Consider the following 18,379-nt stretch of genomic DNA (forward strand, 5'->3'; position numbering starts at 1 on the left):
TTGGCGGTTGGTAGAAGACACCCCACGATGCCAACGGGTCAAGCGACGGCAGCGAGTTCGGTGGGGAATGCGGTGTTCTCGTTGAAGAGTTCGTGGTGCTGGATGCAGTGGTAGAGCTGGCCGATCATGCGGTTGAAGAGGTTGCGTTGAGCGGCTGCGTGCCAGTCTCCGTGCTCTCGTCGTCGCCGGTAATGGGCGTTGGCTCCGGCGGAGGCGCGGAGCGAGGCGAAAGCCCACAGGTAGCCGACGTGATTGAGACGGTCGTTCTTCACCCATCGTCGGGTGGTGGACGACTTCTTGCCGGAGGCCCTGGTTACGGGTGAGGAGCCGGCGTATGCCTTCAGTCCGCGGGCATCGGCGAAGCGAGTGTGGTCGTCCCCGATCTCAGCCAGGACCCGGGCGGCGAGCTGAATGCCGAGCCCGGGGAAGCTCAGCAGAATCTCGGCGTCCGGATGCTGAGGGAACGCCTCTTCCACCGCCTCGGCCAGGTCGTCGGCGGCGGTGCAGGCAGCCTCCAGCTGGATGAGGAGGGCGAGCATCTGCTTACCGAGTGCGTCCTCGATGAGCGGAGGCTGGTGGGCCCACTCTGCGCGGAAGACGTCGTGGAGACGGTCGGCCTCGGCTGCGATGCCGCGCTTGCGGCCGGCCCGCTTGAGGGCGGCCTGGAGCTGGGGGCGGGTCAGCTTGGCGGCCCGGCTGGAGGTCGGGGCGGCCTTGAGTAGTTCTCGGGCCTCTGGACGGCACAGGCCGTTGGCCCAGGTGGCGAAGGCTTCCAGCGCGGACGGGTAGTACTCGCGCAGTAGGGAGCGGAGCTGGTTGGCGAGCTGCTGCCGATTCCAGAGAGAGTCCTGCTGAGCGCGGGCAAGTACGGCGATAGCCCTGCCAAGGTCGCTGTCGTCAGGCAGCGGGCGGTGGACGTGCATGTCGGTGCGCAAGATGTTCGCCAGGACCAGGGCATCGCCCGGGTCTGACTTCTTGCGCGAGACGCTGTGACGGTCGCGGTAGCGGGCAGCGGCCATCGGGTTGATCGCGAACACCTTCCGCTTCCCGGTCCGAAGCACCGCGACCAGTAGACCGCGGGAGGTTTCGATCGCAACCGGGATCGGCGTCTCTTTTGTGTCGCCGTGCTCGGCGAGCAACTCCAAAAGCAGCTGGTAGCCAGCCGCATCGTCAGTGATGTGCCGCTTGGCCACCAAGGCGCCGGTGTCGTCGACCAGGGCGACATCATGGGTCCGTTCTGCCCAGTCGATTCCGCAGTAAATCAAGACCATTCCCTCCCGATGTGCTGCTGTTTACGCTGGTCACGAGCGCATGCGGGCCACGCGAGCGACCTAATCCCAGGCATCAACCGCCAGGCGGATGCGCCGCCACCTCACTAGCCGTTCGTGGCACCAGCGCACTCCACGGGCCCGGGTCTGCTGCAAGTTCGGGCGACAGGTCAGGTCAAGGCGTCACCCGAACTTGCAGCAGACCCTCTTGATGAGAACGGCCAGAGTGGGGCTCGAGCGGGAGAGCACCAGTGCGGCCTTCGTATCGCGCCAGGTCATACAGAGGCCGAGCAGCTGGTCTAGCCCGTCCGTGATGGTCTTCGGTCCGCCCCAGAACGCCGAGGAGTTTGGCGAGCGAGGTGATGGAGCGGCCTGGGTCGGGCAGGAGGCTGGGGGTGGCGCGGATAGCTTCCTCACTGGCGATCGTGGGGCGTCCGCCGACACCGGCGCGGGCGGCGGCCACCAACGTCCCGAGACAACATACCTATGTCCGGTCGGACTACTGCGTCCCCGTACGCAGCTGTTGAGTGGCGACAGTGTCCAACTCGCGCTGTTCGACACACCATTCAAGATCGCAAGGCAATGGCTAGTAAGTTGATCCCCTCACGCTGAATGCCGACGTTCACGGTCAGAGGACAGACCCCGGTCAGCCGGGTACGCACTCGACCACCCCGGGGGGGCTCCACATGACGAACGAGCAACGGACGGTCGACCAGCGCCTGTGGCATCTCCTGGACTCCCTTCGGGGACACATGGATGCCGGCGAGATAGCCGACGTGCTGCTGTGGAACGCCGTCGAATGGCGAACCCGGACTACGGGCCTGCCTGCACCAGAACTCGAAGACCTGCAGCGTGCCGCGGGGAACTCACAGCGCAGAACCCCTGAGTTGGACTCATTGCTGGACGGTGAGCAACGGGCACTGAACAGCTACACGCCGGCCCAACTGCGTCACTACGCCCGTCTCCTGCTCCGCCCCTACCTGCCCTCGGACCACCGTGGCGAGTTCACCACGTCGGCCTCGCTCGTCGAGGTTGCCAGAACCGCCCTGACCGCGTACGCGCACGAGAGCCGCACGGAGGCGGCACATCTCTACGATCCGGCGTGCGGTTCCGCCACCCTGGCGCTGGACGCGGCGCAGGCGCTGGCCGAGCAGACCGGAACGGCTGTCACCGTCAACGGCCAGGACATCAACGCGGCGACTGTCCGGCGTGCCCGTGCCCACGCCTTCCTCCTGGGCGCCGACTCCAGGTTCAGCCAGGCTGACTCGCTCACACAGGACACCTTCCCCGACTGCCAATTCGACTACACGGTGGCCGAGATTCCGTACAACCTGTCCTGGCGGAACAGCTACGAGGAATGCGCAGCCGAGGCCGACCGACCGGAAGGCCGCTACCCCGCCGGGCTTCCACAGCCCGACAACGCCTCGCTCCTGTTCGCCCAGATCCTGGTCAGCAAGCTTCGGGATCCGGCGGATGGCGGCGGGCGGGGCATCATGTTCACCACCACCGGACCGCTGTACGACGCGGGCGGCAGCGCTATCCGTGCATGGCTGCTCGACCAGGATCTCCTGGACGCCGTGGTCGTACTGCCCGAAGGGCTCAGCACCAGCACCGGAATGCGGCTGTACGCCCTGGTCTTCTCCAACCGCAAGCCCGCAGCACGTCGACGCAAGGTGCAGTTCATCGACCTCCGCGGCTTCTATCAGGACGGGGACGCCCGTCGACTCGAACGCCGCACGATCAGCGAGGCGGCTCTCGACGAACTGTCCCGCAGCCTGAGGCATTCAAAGCCGACGGCCTACAGCCGAACAGCCGCAGTAAAGGATCTGTCCTTCCGACAGGTCAGCGTCACCCACCACGCCACCGCGGTCACCAGCAGGCGCGAGCCGGGCGATGTCCCGCGCCTGACCATGCTCCTGCCAGCGACCTCCACCACCGAAGCCTGGCGCGACACTCGGTACGCCACCATGCCACCGACCGTGACGGACGTGGCCAAACCACCGCTCACACGGTTCGACGTGGACCGCGTCTTCACCACCGACCGAACCCCGCGTGCGCTGCGAGCGCTCACCCAGCTCGGCTGGAAGACCGCCCGTCTCACCGAGCTCACCGAGCACCTCTGCTACATCCCCTCGACCAAGGCCGCTGAGCGCGCCGCCATGCTGTCGGCCGTCACCGGGGAGCAGGCTCTCGTCGTCCCCATCGAACCGCACCTGGACGCGGTGACCGGGGACCCTGGCGAAGTCGCTCCCGACAACCGGGTGCTCGTGATCCGGCCCAGGCACGCGTACACGGACGCCGAATACCTGGCGGGGTGGCTCAATTCCCCTCTCGGTCGGCACCTGCGCTCGACAGCCGTCGGCTCCGGCGGCGACAGCTACGTCAGCCCCCGCGCCGTCAACCTCAACCAGGCCTGGCGCATGGCTGACGATCTCCTCGTCGCCCTGCCGGACCTCCCCATCCAGCGGGAAATGGCCCGCGCGGAACGGGCGCTGGTCGCAGCCCGCCGTCACCTGGTCGACTCACACCGGGAACTCTGGAACGACCCCAAAAAGCGATCCGACATCTACCGCGAAGCCAGCAGTCTCATCCCGTCGGCAGATCTCGCTCAATGGGCGGCCAGCCTGCCCTTCCCCATGGCCAGTGCCCTCTGGGCATACGAGTCCAAAGGCGACAGCAACCTGCACGCCCGCCGCGACCAGATGTTCCACTTCTGGGAAGCCACCATCCAATTCCACGCCACCGTCAGCGTGTCAGCCCTGCTCCAAGACCGTTCACGGCTTGAGCAGGAACTTCCCGCACTCGCCGAGCAAATCCGCTCCGTGGGACTCACCCCCGAGCGGGCCACCCTCGGTGTCTGGCACATCATCCTGCAACGGCTCAACAAGAGATATCGCACCGCACTGACCGGAACCGACACCGACGAGCAGGCACGAGCACGAGCAGCCTTTGCCGACGCACCACCAGATTTCCTGGACACCCTCCTCAGCGCCGACCTCACGAACCTGTTCGGAGAGGTGATCCAACGGCGCAATGCCTGGAGCGGCCACTCTGGAACGACAACCGCCGAGTCCCTCAAGGAGCAGCTCGACATCCTGACCGGTCACATCCACACCCTGCGCAACCTGATCGGCGCAGGCTGGCAGGACTTTCCTCTCGTGCGCGCCGCGCGCCTACCGTCCGGGTTATCGGGCGACCACCGCGCAGTGGCATGCCGAGCGCCGAGCACAGCGGCCGAAGACAGCGAAGCTGGCCGGCAACGAGCGGCTGTCTGAATACGTGCAGGACAGGCTCGCCGGGGTGATCCGGGCTGCAGACGGGAAGCCTGTGCCGGGGCCCGCAATGCCCCAGTGGAAGGGCCGCAACAAGCCCCGGCGGCAGGACCGGCGGTGGGCCACGTCGTGGAGTCCGCAGCAGATCTCGAACCGGCTCAAGGCCGACTTCCCCGATGATGAGTCCATGCGCATCTCGCACGAGGCGATCTACCAGGCCCTCTATGTCCAGGGCCGCGGCGCGCTGAAGCGCGAACTGGTCGCCTGCCTGCGCACCGGTCGTGCGTTGCGCGTCCCGCGCGCTCGAACGCGGCGGGGGCCTGGTGGTCATGTCACGCCCGAGGTGATGATCAGCGAACGACCGGCTGAGGCCGAGGACCGAGCGGTCCCAGGACACTGGGAAGGCGACCTAATCATCGGCCTGAACCGTTCGGCGATCGGCACGCTCGTCGAACGCACAACCAGGTTCACGATGCTGCTGCACCTGCCCCGAATGGACGGCTACGGCCTCGAACCACGGGTGAAGAACGGCCCGGCACTGGCCGGCCGCGGCGCCGAGGCCGTGAAAGACGCGATCGCCGACATGATCACCACGCTGCCCGAGCACCTGCGTCGGTCACTGACCTGGGACCGCGGCAAGGAGCTGGCCCAGCATGCTCAACTCCGCATCGACACCGGCCTGAAGGTCTACTTCGCCGACCCCCACAGCCCATGGCAGCGGGGAACCAACGAGAACACGAACGGACTCCTTCGCCAGTACTTCCCGAAAGGCACGGACCTGTCGCGATGGGACGCCAGCGAACTCGAAGCCGTTGCCCTCGCACTCAACAACAGGCCCCGAAAAACCCTCGGCTGGAAGACACCCGCCGAAGTCCTCAACGAGCAACTACTCTCGATCCAAGAGACCGGTGTTGCGACGACCGGTTGAGCCCGGGCTGGGCGCCGTGATCGGTGTGTATGACGGCGCCGGCGAGGCCGCCGCGGCACCGTTCGGCGGCGGCCAGGGCCTCGGTGACCAGTTCGGCACGCATATGATCGGCGATCGCCCAGCCGGCCAGGCGCCGAGAGGCGAGGTCGATGACCGTGGCCAGATACAGAAACTTCCCGCCGGCCAGCCGGAGATAACAGTGATGTCGCCGACGTACTTCGTGTTCACCGCCGCGGCAGTGAAGTCGCGGCCGATGAGGTCGGCGGCCTTCGCGGCGGCCGGATCCGAAATCGTGGTGCGGTTGCTTGACCAACTCGCCTGTCTCACGTAGTTCAGCGGTGATCCTGGGGACGCCGTAAGTGCCGTCCGAGTCCCGGTGAACCGTGCGTATCCGGGCGGCGAGCTTCGCGTCGGCCGTCTGCCGGGCCGCCCGGCCAGCCGCGGACCTGCGCCAGTAGTAGAAGCTTGAGCGGGCGACGTTGAGGATGGTGCACAGCCGCTTCACGCCGAAGCGGCGCTGGTGGTCGGCGACGAACTGGAAGCGGTTCACCAGCGCGTCTCCCCGGCGAAATACTTCGCCGCCTTGCGCAGGATCTCGCGCTCCTCCTCCAGTTCGCGGACCTTCTTGCGCAGGGCCGCGTTCTCCGCCTCCAGTGGAGTGGGCGGCTCGGCGGGTATCTCCACCCGGCGTCCCCGGGGCCGGCTTGCCCCCGCAGCCCGTACCCAGTTCCGCAGCGTCTCCGGGTTGACACCCAGATCAGCTCAACACCCACGTCTCCCAGGCCATGCGTGAGCTGATGGCCGAACGTGAATGGCTGACGGTCTTCCTGCTGCCCGCGTACTCGCCGGACCTGAACCCCGTCGAGGGCGTGTGGGCGCACGTCAAGCGCAGCCTGGCCAACCTCGCCGTGGTCGCCCTCGACCGGCTCGAAGCACTCGTACGCAACCGGCTCAAACGCCTCCAGTACCGGCCCGACACCCTCGACGGCTTCATAGCCGGCACCGGCCTGAGCCTCGACAACCCAACGTCACCTTGACGAGCCGAAGTCAGTAACGGTGTAGCGTTGAGGCTTGCAGGCGGGCTCCCCCGCTGGGTATCACCTGTTGCCGAGCTCGCTGAGGATCGCCTCCGCCTGAACAGAATCCATGCCACCGGCCAGCGCTGATTCCACAACAAGGTACGTGCCTGGGCGCCCGGCGAAGCGCTGGCCCTCCGCAGCAGCATCCGCCTTGAGGGCGTCCTGAAGACCTTCAGGGATGACGGCGTATGGCCGCACGGCACCGACCACTTGGCCCGGGTGTTGGGTGCCAAAAGTCCCGCACATGCGTTGAGCTGGGCGTTCGCCAGACTGTCGTGATCTTCGTCAGGCTGTGTCGCGGTACTCGTGGATGAGTCCGCTGAGGACGTCGTGGCGCTGGATGTGTTGGGCGGGGAAGGGGATGACGTCCGGATCGTCGGCTGGTGCGCGAAGGTGCAGGGCCCGGTGCGGCCTTCCGGAGTTGTAGTGCTCGGCGTATTCGGCGAGGACACTCCGTGCGTGTTGCTCGTTGTAGATCAGCATCCGGTCGGTGCACTCGGCCCGCACGCTGCGGATGAACCTCTCCACGTGGGCGTTCATCCGCGGTGTCTGTGGCGGGCTCTTCAGGATCTCGATGCCGTCGGCGGTGAAGACGGCGTCGAACGCCTGGGTGTAGCGGCTGTCGCGGTCGCGTAGCAGGTAGCGGAAGCGGGCGGCGCGGTCTGCGAGGTTGGCGAGGAGGTTCCTCGAGAGCTGGGTGGCCCAGGCTGCGGTCGGGTGGGCGGTGACGCCGAGGATGTGCACGGTGCGGGTGCCGACCTCCATGACCACGAAGGCGTACAGCCTGGTCAGCGCGGCGGTGTCCACGTGGAAGAAGTCGGCGGCGAGCAGGCCGGAGGCCTGGGCGCGTACGAACTCGCGCCAGGTCGGGGCGCCGCGGCTTCGTCTGGGTGCGGGGCCGAGGCCGGCGCTGCGCAGGATGCGTCGGATGGTGGAGGCGCCGACGCGGTGGCCCAGGCGCCGCAGCTCGCCCTGGATACGGGTTGAGCCCCAGGTCGGGTTCTCGCGGGCCAGGCGCAGGATCAGGGCGGTGAGTTCCTCGGAGATCGGCGGGCGGCCGGTCCGTGCGGGTTTCTGCTTCCACTTCCAGCGCAGTAGTCGCCGGTGCCAGGTGAGCAGGGTGCCGGGTGTGAACAGGCGGTGTCGGCGCAGCCGGGAGGGTAGGTGCCGGGCGAGGGCGGCGAGCACGGCGCGGTCCGGCCAGGTGAGGTGTGGCCGGACGCCGAGCTGGCGGCGCAGCACCGCGTTCTCGTGGCGCAGCGCGAGCAGCTCGGCGTCCTTGGTCTGCTGCGAGCGGGAGAGCAGCAGGAGCAGTCCGAGGAGTCGGAGGAAGACCAGGTAGAGCATGCGCAGTGCCATGGGGTCCGAGCTTGCCGTGATCGCCCGGAGTCGCAAAGTGCCTGGTCAGATACTATACGTCACTTCTGGAACCCTACAGGCACGAAGCGCCCCCTGCCAGACAATCTTCCGTATGGAGTACCGCCACGACCAGCACGAGCGCTCCGGAAGACCATCACGCCACCACAATGACCAGTAACTTCAAGATGGCGCAGGTTCACTGGTCACCGTCTGGGCCATCAGGCGGGTCGGTGTAGCTGAGGTCGGGCTCGTCCAGCCCGCCCCACAACAGACTTGTCACCCGGGGCCCCGCAGTGCGCCGCTCCTCCGCTGGCGAAGTCGGCCGAGGCAGATGCAACGCGTTATAGAGCCGAAAGCGGTACAGGTCGAAGGCCGAGCCGGTCAGGTCGCCGAACAGGCGAGCGGCGCCAAGAATGCCTACGTAGTACGCAAGCGTCGGAACCACCACGGCCAACCCGACCGCCCACCATGTCCACGGCGTCCACACGATGAACAACGCGCCCCACAGCCACAGCCGTACCGAGTTGTCGACGGCCACCCGAGCCTGCACGAGCGCGGTCTTGGTTTCCGCGGGCAGAAGCAGCCAGAGCGAATACCAGCAGATGACGCCGTCGAGGCCATACTTGTCGTACGGGCGCCGCTCCGCCGCGCGCAGGATCTCACCCAACCGGCTCGGCATGCCCAGCGCGTCCTGCCCGGGCGAATGGTGCAGAAACCGGCGCCCGCGAGCCAGATCGGCCATCGATCGCGCGTCGAAACCTTCCTCGCGCCGACGCCGCAGCTCGCGCAGGCGGGTCGTGTCCGACGGCGGTGCCACCTCGAGCCTTCGGAGCTCGACGAACTCCGCCGGGCTCAGGGTGCCGAACAGCTGCCGGATACTTAACTCGTCAACCAGCTTCCGCCAGTGGTCGTACCGGCTCCTGCGATGGCTGACCATCCGCGCACGCAACCAACGCGGGCGCGACCAATAGCCCTCAAGCAGGCGCAGCAGCGGCAGCGTCAACCGCTCGGCGACGATCGCGGACACCGCCATGAGCAGCAGTGCGCCGGTGATCAGTAGCACCTGGGCTAGGCCGGACAGTCGCTGCAACTCGTCGGCACTGGTGGTGAACTCGGCTGCCAAGCCGTGGCGGTGTACCCCAGCGCGGTGCGATTGCCACCAGATCGTGGCCGCACCGCCGGCCCAGAACGCGAACGCCGGAGTGAGGACCCGTGCGGCCCACTGTCTGGCGAACTCTCCGCCGAGGCCGGACCAGAACGCAGTGAGCATGGCGGCTTCTAGCCCTGGTACCGGTCGAGGACCGACCCGTCGTGAGGGCACAGCTGCACCTCGTCGGTCGGCACCTCACGCACCACCGAATAATCCTGCTTGGGGCAGATGTACAGGACGCCGATCAGAGCCGCGGTGGGATCACCGGCTTGGACCACGATCCGGTCGTGGTCATCCTCTAACCGTTCCTGGATGGCCTCGTTCGAGCGCAGCGTCGCCTTCAGCGCTTCCGCCGCGGTACCCGAGGGTCGCCCCAGGGCTTGAGCCAGATCCCGCTCCACCCGCGTCCGCTCGTGCAGGTCGTGTATCAGAGCGGGCAGTTCGGCGCGGATCTGCTCGGCCAACCCGCGCAGCTCTTCTTCGGTCATGTTCGCTCCATCAGGCGCCGACGTGGGCGAAGCCGCCCCAACTATGGATCCTTTGGTGGCTGTGCCTGTCCGGTACCAACAGGTCGAGTCGGTCGAGGAACGTCTCAGCCAGTGCCTCCGGCAACCAGCCGGCCCGCTCGTCCAGCGCGGCGCGATAGTGGTCGATCTTCTCGGCGTTGGTCGTGTCCCGCAACCATCGTTGTGCGGCTCGCAGGGCGTGCGCTGGCGCCATCCCTTCCCACTGCCAGGAGCGGTAGAACTCCGTCATCAGCATGGCCGTTGCCTGGTCGGGCACCGCCCACTGTGACGCGACCACTCCGGCGACCCCTGCCTGCAGCAGCCCGGTCGGCAAAGCCACCACCTCGTCGGGCAGATCGGTCCCCGGCATCGCAGTCTCGCACGCCGACAGCACGGCCAGCCGAACCCTCAACGGCAGCTCCAGCAGCCGGCGCAGGGTGACCCACCCTCCTGCCAACAGCAGGCCGCTGTCGAGCGGGCTGTCGAGTCGGACGGAGCCGTGGCAGGCCAGGTGAAGCACGTCGGCGCGCCGGGCTCCCCATTCAAGCGATAGGAACGTCGCTTCGCCACCGGACAGGCTCGTCGGCGCTTTCTGGAAGGCCGCAGCGGCGACCATTGCCTCGTATCGTGCCGCTGGCAGCCGCGTGGCCGGCACCGGCCACGGCTCGGCGATCGCAAGCAGCCGGGTTGGCGTTACCTCGGCGGCTAGCCGACGTGCCGCGTTCAGCGATCGGGAGTTGGGCGCGTAACTCACCGGCATCGAGTCCAGCACGTGGCGGCGGCCGGTCGCCCGTCCGGTGTCCGGCGTCCACGCGGCGTGCAGGGGCAGCAAGCCGAGCAGCCCGCCGGGTATCAGAACCACCTCGGTGGCGTCACCAAGCTCTGCCATGACGGGGCCCATGACGTCGTCCCAGAGCCATGCCGTCACGTCTTCCAGAGATCGATTCCAGCGGGTGCGGGCGGCACTGGGCGCGGCTCGGTATTCGGCGTATACGGCGAGGTGTCGTTGTGTCCGTTCCCGCAAGGTCGCAGCGGTCAGGCGGTTCAGCGGTACGTGCCCGACATCGACACCGCGGACGATCAACGCCAGACCGCCCGGCCCGGCGGCGGTGAGGTAGACCAGCGGGCACGTGTCAGCCGTCCGGGCGATGTCGTCGAACGTCGCCGGCGCGAGGAAGTCGCGGTACCCAGGGACGTTTCGGATCTCGCCGATGACAGCATCGAGTTCGTCGCGGGCCGCCTGAATGTCGTCGAGGTCCGTCTCGTGGGCCATACATGCTCCGAGATGCCGTCCAGCCTGCCGCCCCGGCGTGCCGGTGCCTCGTGCCATCCTGCCCCAGAAACGCGGCCCTCAGGAACCCGCGCATCAGGTGATGACGCGATCCCTTCACGCGCCCTGTCGACCCGCACGCCAGGTTCCATGACCCGGTGCGTTCTGCGACACTCGATGGAACTCCTGGATATCGACTCACAACGCCGATAAGGGATCTGATGAGTGTCGTCATCGAGGCATTGACGGTTGTCGTCCCGCAAGCTCGCGTGGGGGCCGGATACCCGGGAGGACTCGCTGGCTACCAGGCGCACTGCCCCAACGCGACGTGGCGATGCGACGGGCTGCTCACGGCGATCAGTTTCATGGTGCCCGAGGACGTTGAGGCTTTCGTCCTGCAGACGGAGCGGATGTCTCGGCTCAGCTTCCGCTCGGAACAGGGCACGTCGGTGGATATCGCGGTGGTCGACCAACACGACGGCCCGACCCTGCCCTGCCCCTGGCTCTCGTTTGAGGTACGGCCCGAGGGTTATGCCGTTGCCTCCCTCATCGGGGCTTCGCCAACGGCCCTGGCCACGCCCCAGGGCTGGACGCTAGAGCAGGCGAGGACACTGACATTCAGGACGCCCGAACAGATGGACGAGGAGCTGGAGTGGGTCCGCGAGGAGGGAGGCGTGGACGTCTACGTCGACCGGCAGGGGCGAGAACAATACATCGGACATCCGACGCTCCGGCCAGAGACCAATTCCACCAACATCGAACGCCTCTATGCGGATCTATTCGACCTCCTGTCCGGGGACCTGACCGCCGGCAAATTGCGAGCCGCCGTCGAGGCCAATCCGGCGTTGCTGGGAGACGAAGCCGCCGTGCTACTGGACGGCATCCGGGGCATCCAGACGTCCGAACAGGGCCGCCAGGTGGCTGACCAGTTCATCGAACTCTTACGCCTGGCTCGCGAGCGTGGCGTCGATCATGCGATCGTGGCCGTCGCCCGACGCCAACGCAAATGACCGAACCCGACATCCAGCCGACAATAGCCTCGGCAAGCCTGGACGAAGGCCGCCAACGCTTCGATCAATGGCGCGCACAGCGCAATCCGGAGGCACTCGATGGAGCGATCACCGCCTGGCAACGGGGGCTCGCGTGCCTTGCCGTCGAGGATGAGCGGTACGCGGGCGCCCGCAACGATCTAGGGATGGCATTCCACGCGCGGTACCAGGAGTTCGGGCGCATAGCCGACCTGGAAACGGCGATCGACATGCTCGGCGACCTCGCGGCGGCAGTCGTGCGCACGTCCCCCAACCGAGGGCCGATCCTGTCCAACCTCGCCTCCGCGCTGTACTCCCGCTATCACCTGCGGGGCGCAGCCGATGACCTTAGCCGATCTCGCGAGCTCACGGAACGCGCCGTACGCCAAGCCTCGATCAGCAGAGCTGAGCGTGCCAACTACTACCTGCTGCTCTGCCAAGTCATGTGCAGCCTGTTCGTCGTCGGCGAGGGAGGCTCGTACGAGTCTTGCCTGGAGGCATTAGACCAGGCGGAACGACTGTCGGCGGAGCGCGGCCACCGCGAACGCCTGCGGGCTCTGCGAGTGCACCTGCACATGGAGCAGTACCGGCTGACGGGCCAGCAGGAATACCTTGCTCGCGCCAGGGCGGAGTTGCCCGATGTGTGGGACCTGAGCGGGGTCGCTGATTGGGATCTGCCGGAGCTCCTCATTTTGGCGGGAGACGTGTTGTCCGAACTGTACGAGCTGATGGGGCGGCAGAGCGTGATGGCATCGGCCCGTCGACTGATCCGGCAGGCCCTGTCCCTGGTTCCGGCCGGTTCGTCGCAGTTCTCGGCGGCGCAGCAAGCCACCGGGTGGGCCCTGATTCGGGAGTACGAACGAGCGGGGGACATCAGCGTTCTCGAGGAAGCGCTCACGCTGTTCCGGGAAAGCGCCGTCGCGTCGGCTTCCGCCGCAGCGGAGGCCGACGCACGGAGTCAGTTGGGCTACGGCCTGCTGCTCAGGTGGCTGCGCAGGCGGGAACGGTCGGATCTGGTGGAGTCGGTTCGCCAGTGCAGGCGGGCCATTGAGTTACCGAAACAGAGCACGGCGGCACAACACCATTTGGGCTTGGGCCTGCTTGAGCTGTTTCGCATCGATCACCGCCGGTCGACGATCGACGCGGCGGTCCATCACATGGAGGAGGCTGTCCGGACCTGCCACCGCGTCACCACGCGAACCCTGGTCCTGCACAGCCTTGGGGTGTCCCTACTCAACCGCCATAGGCGATTCCCGAGCCGCACTGACCTGTCGCGGGCCATCGAAGCACTCGAGGATTCCTTGGCGCAGGCCAACGCGGAGTCACCCATGTGGCCGGCAACTGCCGCGATGCTGGCCGACGCTCTTCGGGAGCGGTACACCGTGGCCCCCGCAGCCGAGCTCAAGGACCGCATCGATGATCTGTACCGGCGGGCTGCTGAAGCGAGCACGCGTGGCGAACTCCCGGCTGCGCTTTCAATCTGGCGGGCCCGAGCCGACTGGTCCGCGTCCACCGGAAACTGGGCGGTCGCCGCGGCCGCCTACCACGCAACCACTGACATCGGCCGCCGATTGTCCTTGACCCAGTGGACCCGTCAGGACAAGGAGAGCTGGATCCGGGATCTGCAGGGCGTAGGCGCACGGGGCGCGTACGCGATGATCCATGCCGGACAAGAGGCCGACGCCGTCTTGGTACTGGAGCTCTCTTCCGCAGTGCTGCTGAGCGAGGCGCTCGGACAGCGCGACGTGGACCTCGCCGAGCTGGCGAGACGGTGCGGTGACGACCTCCCGGACCGGTATCGGCGAGCGAGTGAGAGGCTGGAGCGTCTCGCCGCTGCAACTGTCGCCCGGAACCACGTCGGGCCTTCCTCCGCGCTCACCGCCGAGTCGCGGGAGGCAGGCCCGGGCCTGGCGGGCCGAAGATCGGCCTGAACTTGCGCGGCGGTTACCAGCTCATCAACCTGGCCGCGCAAGGACGTTGGCGTCGCCAGCGGCTGGGGCCGAATTGCGGCCGTGAAGGCGTCTGCGCAGGGCGAGATTCTCGGCGTACAGGTTCGCCGTGACAGTGGCCAGGGCGTCGAGCTGGCCTTGGAGTTCGCGTGCTTGCTCGCGGGCTTGGGTCAGCTGGGTGCGGAGTGTGGTGATGGTGTCGCCGCGGGCGCGCTCGCTGGGCGTGCGGCGGACGGGATGGAGGACGTGGGCGTTCCATTCGGTGAGGACGCCGGCGGCGCGGTGGACGGTGGCGTGGCTGACGCCGGCTTCGCGGGCGAGGTTTTCCTTGGTCAGGGCGCCGTCGGTGTGCTGGGGCTGTCCGGCCAGGAGGCGGGTCATGGCGGCGCGGAGTTTGGCTTCGGAGGCTGGGGAGACGGCCATTTACAGGTTGAGGCCAAGGTGTCCGCCCGCGACCTCCGCAAGGCGGGACGGTGGCGGGAGGACTCCCCCATCCCCGAAGTGGTGTATGTGCGTCCCGTCGTAGACGCCGAGTTCGACCCGTTTGCCAAGGTCCCAGTGCACAATCCTGAGCGGCAGAAAACGAATTGAGGAACGACAGAACCCCGCTCCATCTCATGGAGCGGGGTTCTGTCGCGCCCCACGAAGCCGATCGCGGGGTACCGTTCTGGTGTCGAAGCAGAACAGGAGATAAGTATGCACGCTCTGCCTCAAGACCACACCGGCGTGCGAATCGCTCGACTCCGCCGGGAACGCCACCTCACCCAACAGGGCCTGGCCGACCTGTCCGGAGTCCCGTACAACACGCTGACCAAGATCGAACAGGGCAGGCTTTCGGCCACCCCGCACGCTGTCGCCTGCCTCGCTCGCGCCATGCGCGTCGAGGTCTCCACCATCGTCGGCCAGCCGTACAAGGCCGACCTCCGCGCCGACGAACTGGACGTGTTGATAGCGCCCATCCGTGAGGCGCTGGACGTCTACGACCTGGGGCCCGACCCCGACATCTCGGCCCGTCCGCTCCGGAATCTGCGGGAGGACTCCGAAAGCCTGTGCGCAGCCGTCCGCGCCGGCCAAATCAAAACCGCGGCAAGCGAAGTCGCCGGCCTGATCGAGGAGACGACCACCGCAGCACACGAGCAGGGCAGTAGCGACGGCTGGCTCGTCCTCGCCTCGCTCTATCGCACCTCGTACGACGTGGCGACGAAGCTGGGATACGCAGACCTGGCGCAGCTCTCACTCGCCCGCCTGGACTGGGCCGCCCAGCGCGCGAGCAGCGCGGTGTTCGGAGGCGCATACCAGTATTTCCGTGCGCTGACGTACCTGCGGGAGGGTAAGTTCCGTACCGGGCAGCGGCTCGTCGACCTGGGCCTGCGGACCATCGGACAGGCGGAGGCTTCGCGGGAGCGGGACGTCGTAACCGGGCAGCTCCATCTCGGCGGCTCCGTGATGGCCGGCCGGGCGCACAACGAGGAACAGGCCATGGGCCACCTCGCCGAGGCTGAGCGCATCGCGACCCGCACCGGCGAGTCCCCGAAGGTGCTGTGGATGGCGTTCGGCGGGACCAACGTCAGCGTGCACCGGGTGTCGGTCCTCGCTGAACTCGACAAGTACGACAAGGCCGTCGAGGAGGCGGACAGTCTCGCTATCCCGGCTGACTGGCCGAAGTCCCGGACAAGCCACCACTGGGCTGAGGTGGCCCGCGCGCAGATGTGGACGGGGAAGCTCGAGGCCTCGTTCGCCAGTCTGCTCAAGGCGCGTAAGACCGCTCCGCAACAGGCGAAGTACCACCCGATGGTGAGGGAGACGTACGCCAGTTTGGAAGCAGCACATCGTCGACTCCCCGACAGTTTCCTGTCGTACGGGAGTTGGCTGACCTCGCAAGTGTGACCCACCGTCAACCTATGGCCCCAACTAGCCTCAACTCAGGCTAGTTGGCGCCTAGTTGTGGCACCACCATGTCGTCACTGGCCATTTCGACATGGAGCCGACCATGACGACCAACCTTGCGGACCAGGAGCGCACCCGTCGACGCGCGCCCGGAACCGCCCCTGAGCCGAGACGCTACGGAGACGCCCGGACAGCCCTCGAGATGTCCATCGAGCGCCGCCCCGACCCGGACAGCGGCGACCTCTCCGAAGCAGATGCCGCCTGGCCCCAGCGCCTCCGCCGCATCGTCCGCGCCGGCCTCACCTACTGGGGCCGTCCCGACCTGATCGAGACCGCGGAACTGCTCCTCACTGAACTGGCCACCAACGCCCTCCGCCATGGCAGCGGCCCCGACATCAGCGTCCGCGTCTACATCAAGGACGACCGCTGCGTGATCGAGGTGAACGACGGATCCCCCATCCGGCCCGAGCTTCGCCACGCCGACCCCACCGATGAAGGCGGCCGCGGCCTCTTCCTCGTCGAGTCCTTGGCCGCGGAGTGGGGCGTCAGCCCCGATGGCACGACAACCTGGTGCACCCTCCCCCTGACCGAAGGACCCTCCGACATGGAACCCGCCGCGCTGACCGCGCCGGTCTTACGCGAGGTGCCGCTCTCACTCCCCGCCGGCCCAACTGCGGTGAGTGCCGCGCGAATCGAGGGTCGGACTCTTCTCACGGTGCTGGACTGGCCCGGCAACGTGCACGCCGCGATTGACGTACTGCACTGCCTCGTCGACAACGCCGTGGCGTACGGCCTCGCCCCGGGGAACACCGGGGAGAGCCTCGGCGTCCGCCTGCGCGTCACCGAGGCCCACGAACTACTCATCGACGTCACGGACCCGAACCCGACATTCCCCAACTTCCCCGAAGCTGTCGATGGCACCGAAGGCCGCGGCTTGTGGAACGCCCGGCAGCTCGGAGCCCGACTCTCCTGGTTCGTGGCCTCCGACTTTGAGGGTAAGACCGTGCGCGCCACCATGAACCCGGGTCAGGTGGTCCAGTGACCGCCCCGACCACAAGCCTGCTCACCGGTGCGGAGGTGATGCAGCACCTGGTCGAGTCCGCTGGTGCGACCCGGGAGCCGGCCGCCGATATGGCGGACCTTGCCGAGGTGATCCGCACCCTCCTGGCCGTCGAAGCCCGCCGCGACACCCGTGTACGCCTCGGAGGCAACCTCTTCGACGTCGTCATCTCCAGCTCAGGCCTACAGGCACGCTCTGTTGTCGCGCTGATGGACCAGGTACAGGGTGGATGCGGGCCGGTGATCGAGGACCCCGATAGCGGGTGGTTCTACTGGCTGGTTCCGCCCGGATCCTCTGCCCAGTGGGAGCGGCACACCCACGCGGTGTGTCTGGGCGCGCCTCACACGATCACGCTCCCATCCCTGAACCGGATGGTTCCGCCGGGCCCGTATTGGTTCCGGCCGTCGGCAAGCGATCGGCTCGTTCCCACAAAGCCACTCCGGGACGCCCTGGCGCGGTTCCGGCCTGAGCCCACGCCGCATGCCGCGCTCACGACCCAACTTGGCGTCACCTCTTGAGACTCCGTGCTCGTCGGCGTTGCTCCCCTCGCAGGCCGACGAGCACGGCCAAGCCCCTGCGGCCGGGGCCGGATCCGCCCCGGCCGCAGGACCTCATCTCACATTCCTTCAGCCGACCTTCGGGGGAGAGCAGTGGACAGACCCGTAGCGCCGTACGTGACGCCATGGACGGGCGAGAGCACAGTCCACGCCCCCGTGGTGGTCACGGCATCCGGCGTTGCGTACGCCGACCCGGTGCAGGACGCCATCTCGCGTGACCTGGACGGTGTGCTGTGGGCTGTGTGCGGCGGTACGACGACCGGCAGGCCCGAGTACGCGGCCGAACTCCACCCCGAGCGGCAGCGGGCCGCGATGGAAGACCTCCTCTGTGCGTGCTGCAAGGAGACAGCCGCCCACGACGAGAGAGGGATGCTGTGGACCCTCCCTCTCCTCGACGACATGCCGGCCGGACGCTGGGAAGGAGTGCTGTCCGCTATCCCGCCCATGTGCGAGCCCTGCAGCGATGAGGCGCCCAGGCTCTGCCCAAGGCTGCGCGAGGGCCACCTGGTACTTCGCGTGCGGGAAGCCGAGCTGATCGGCGTGCGCGGGACGCTCTACCCCCGGCCCGGCGAGCAGGTTCCGCTTGAGCCGAACGCCCTGGTCCTCTACGACTCTCCTGATCTGCCGTTCGTCATAGCTCGACAGGCCGTCCGTGAACTGCGATCTACCACCGTGGTTCGGTTCGCTGCGACCATCCCCTAGATCCTGCCCAGTGGCCCGGATGATGCCAGGACCGCGGCCATCGGGCAGACGCAAAGCCCTCTTCGCGGTGCCCGCGTTGTGATCTGCATTGACCAGTACGGCAGGTCACAACGGGGGTCCTGCGGGCCTCTCCGCCCCGTCCCACGGGCGGCCGACTCATCAAGGAGCACCAGCTATGCCGCAAGCCGCTGCGCCACTCGCCTCGAAGACGGTCGAGGTTCCGCTCTCCGGGGACGAGTGGGACCTGAACACCACCATCACGACGTCGCCGACGCCGATCATCGAGATGTGCGACACCAGCGACGGGTGCGCCAAGACCTGCGCGTCATCCTGCACCTCGAGCTGACCCAGCACCCTCGCGCCG

14 protein-coding genes and 3 pseudogenes are annotated in these 18,379 nt (G+C 67.5%); 10 read left to right on the top strand and 7 right to left on the bottom strand.

The features are described 5' to 3' along the window. Window positions 1–38 precede the first annotated feature (38 nt). Window positions 39–1,271 (bottom strand): IS110 family transposase, encoded by a 1,233-nt coding sequence (locus ACFY3C_RS39735; RefSeq protein WP_390774302.1) that lies wholly within the window; start codon window positions 1,269–1,271, stop codon window positions 39–41. 749 nt (window positions 1,272–2,020) lie between these two features. Here ACFY3C_RS39735 and ACFY3C_RS39740 point away from each other — a divergent pair. Both ACFY3C_RS39740 and ACFY3C_RS39745 read left to right on the top strand, forming a co-directional pair. Next, a complete protein-coding gene (locus ACFY3C_RS39740) occupies window positions 2,021–4,543 on the top strand; it encodes an N-6 DNA methylase (RefSeq protein WP_390774333.1) in 2,523 nt (840 codons plus the stop codon). Then, window positions 4,446–5,468: pseudogene (locus ACFY3C_RS39745) on the top strand (IS30 family transposase); the annotation flags it as partial. The gene ACFY3C_RS39740 and the pseudogene ACFY3C_RS39745, both read left to right, overlap by 98 nt. A 7-nt stretch (window positions 5,469–5,475) precedes the next feature. Here the strand turns inward: ACFY3C_RS39745 and ACFY3C_RS39750 are convergent. Then, window positions 5,476–6,227: pseudogene (locus ACFY3C_RS39750) on the bottom strand (DDE-type integrase/transposase/recombinase); the annotation flags it as partial. Here ACFY3C_RS39750 and ACFY3C_RS39755 point away from each other — a divergent pair. Continuing rightward, window positions 6,224–6,505, top strand: a pseudogene (locus ACFY3C_RS39755) (transposase); the annotation flags it as partial. The pseudogenes ACFY3C_RS39750 and ACFY3C_RS39755 overlap by 4 nt on opposite strands. Before the next feature lie 327 nt (window positions 6,506–6,832). Here ACFY3C_RS39755 and ACFY3C_RS39760 read toward each other — a convergent pair. From ACFY3C_RS39760 to ACFY3C_RS39775, 4 genes are all read right to left on the bottom strand, one after another. Continuing rightward, complete coding sequence (locus ACFY3C_RS39760) at window positions 6,833–7,906, bottom strand: transposase (RefSeq protein ID WP_390774303.1); 1,074 nt, start codon at window positions 7,904–7,906, stop codon at window positions 6,833–6,835. Window positions 7,907–8,102: 196 nt separating this feature from the next. Beyond that, window positions 8,103–9,176 (bottom strand): hypothetical protein, encoded by a 1,074-nt coding sequence (locus ACFY3C_RS39765; protein WP_390774304.1) that lies wholly within the window; start codon window positions 9,174–9,176, stop codon window positions 8,103–8,105. An 8-nt stretch (window positions 9,177–9,184) separates the two neighbouring features. Further along, window positions 9,185–9,544 carry a hypothetical protein gene (locus tag ACFY3C_RS39770; protein ID WP_390774305.1) on the bottom strand — a complete coding sequence of 120 codons (360 nt, stop codon included), beginning with the start codon at window positions 9,542–9,544 and terminating at the stop codon, window positions 9,185–9,187. A 10-nt stretch (window positions 9,545–9,554) separates the two neighbouring features. Further along, window positions 9,555–10,835 (bottom strand): CHAT domain-containing protein, encoded by a 1,281-nt coding sequence (locus ACFY3C_RS39775; protein WP_390774306.1) that lies wholly within the window; start codon window positions 10,833–10,835, stop codon window positions 9,555–9,557. A 218-nt stretch (window positions 10,836–11,053) separates the two neighbouring features. On the opposite strand from ACFY3C_RS39775, the gene ACFY3C_RS39780 reads away from it, so the two are divergent. Further along, entirely contained in the window at window positions 11,054–11,842 is a 789-nt protein-coding gene (locus ACFY3C_RS39780; protein ID WP_390774307.1) for a hypothetical protein, read from the top strand. Next, window positions 11,839–13,791, top strand: coding sequence for a hypothetical protein (locus ACFY3C_RS39785; protein WP_390774308.1), 1,953 nt, complete (start codon window positions 11,839–11,841; stop codon window positions 13,789–13,791). Before ACFY3C_RS39780 ends, ACFY3C_RS39785 begins: the two co-directional genes overlap by 4 nt. Before the next feature lie 24 nt (window positions 13,792–13,815). On the opposite strand, the gene ACFY3C_RS39790 is transcribed toward ACFY3C_RS39785, so the two are convergent. Further along, entirely contained in the window at window positions 13,816–14,190 is a 375-nt protein-coding gene (locus ACFY3C_RS39790) for a hypothetical protein (RefSeq protein ID WP_390774309.1), read from the bottom strand. Window positions 14,191–14,505: 315 nt separating this feature from the next. Between ACFY3C_RS39790 and ACFY3C_RS39795 the strand changes: the two genes are divergently transcribed. The 5 genes from ACFY3C_RS39795 to ACFY3C_RS39815 all read left to right on the top strand — a co-directional run bounded on the left by ACFY3C_RS39795 (window position 14,506) and on the right by ACFY3C_RS39815 (window position 18,361). Continuing rightward, a complete protein-coding gene (locus tag ACFY3C_RS39795) occupies window positions 14,506–15,696 on the top strand; it encodes a helix-turn-helix domain-containing protein (protein WP_390774310.1) in 1,191 nt (396 codons plus the stop codon). A gap of 103 nt (window positions 15,697–15,799) precedes the next feature. Then, window positions 15,800–16,738: an ATP-binding protein gene (locus ACFY3C_RS39800; RefSeq protein WP_390774311.1), complete on the top strand. Its 939-nt coding sequence runs from the start codon at window positions 15,800–15,802 to the stop codon at window positions 16,736–16,738. Next, window positions 16,735–17,274 carry a hypothetical protein gene (locus ACFY3C_RS39805; RefSeq protein ID WP_390774312.1) on the top strand — a complete coding sequence of 180 codons (540 nt, stop codon included), beginning with the start codon at window positions 16,735–16,737 and terminating at the stop codon, window positions 17,272–17,274. The genes ACFY3C_RS39800 and ACFY3C_RS39805 overlap by 4 nt, the downstream gene beginning before the upstream one ends. 195 nt (window positions 17,275–17,469) lie before the next feature. Then, window positions 17,470–18,015: a hypothetical protein gene (locus tag ACFY3C_RS39810; RefSeq protein WP_390774313.1), complete on the top strand. Its 546-nt coding sequence runs from the start codon at window positions 17,470–17,472 to the stop codon at window positions 18,013–18,015. Window positions 18,016–18,190: 175 nt separating this feature from the next. Further along, complete coding sequence (locus ACFY3C_RS39815) at window positions 18,191–18,361, top strand: FxLD family lantipeptide (RefSeq protein ID WP_390774314.1); 171 nt, start codon at window positions 18,191–18,193, stop codon at window positions 18,359–18,361. The last annotated feature ends 18 nt before the right edge of the window (window positions 18,362–18,379 follow it).

The sequence above is a fragment of the Streptomyces sp. NPDC001410 genome (genome assembly GCF_042895235.1).
GTDB lineage: Bacteria > Actinomycetota > Actinomycetes > Streptomycetales > Streptomycetaceae > Streptomyces.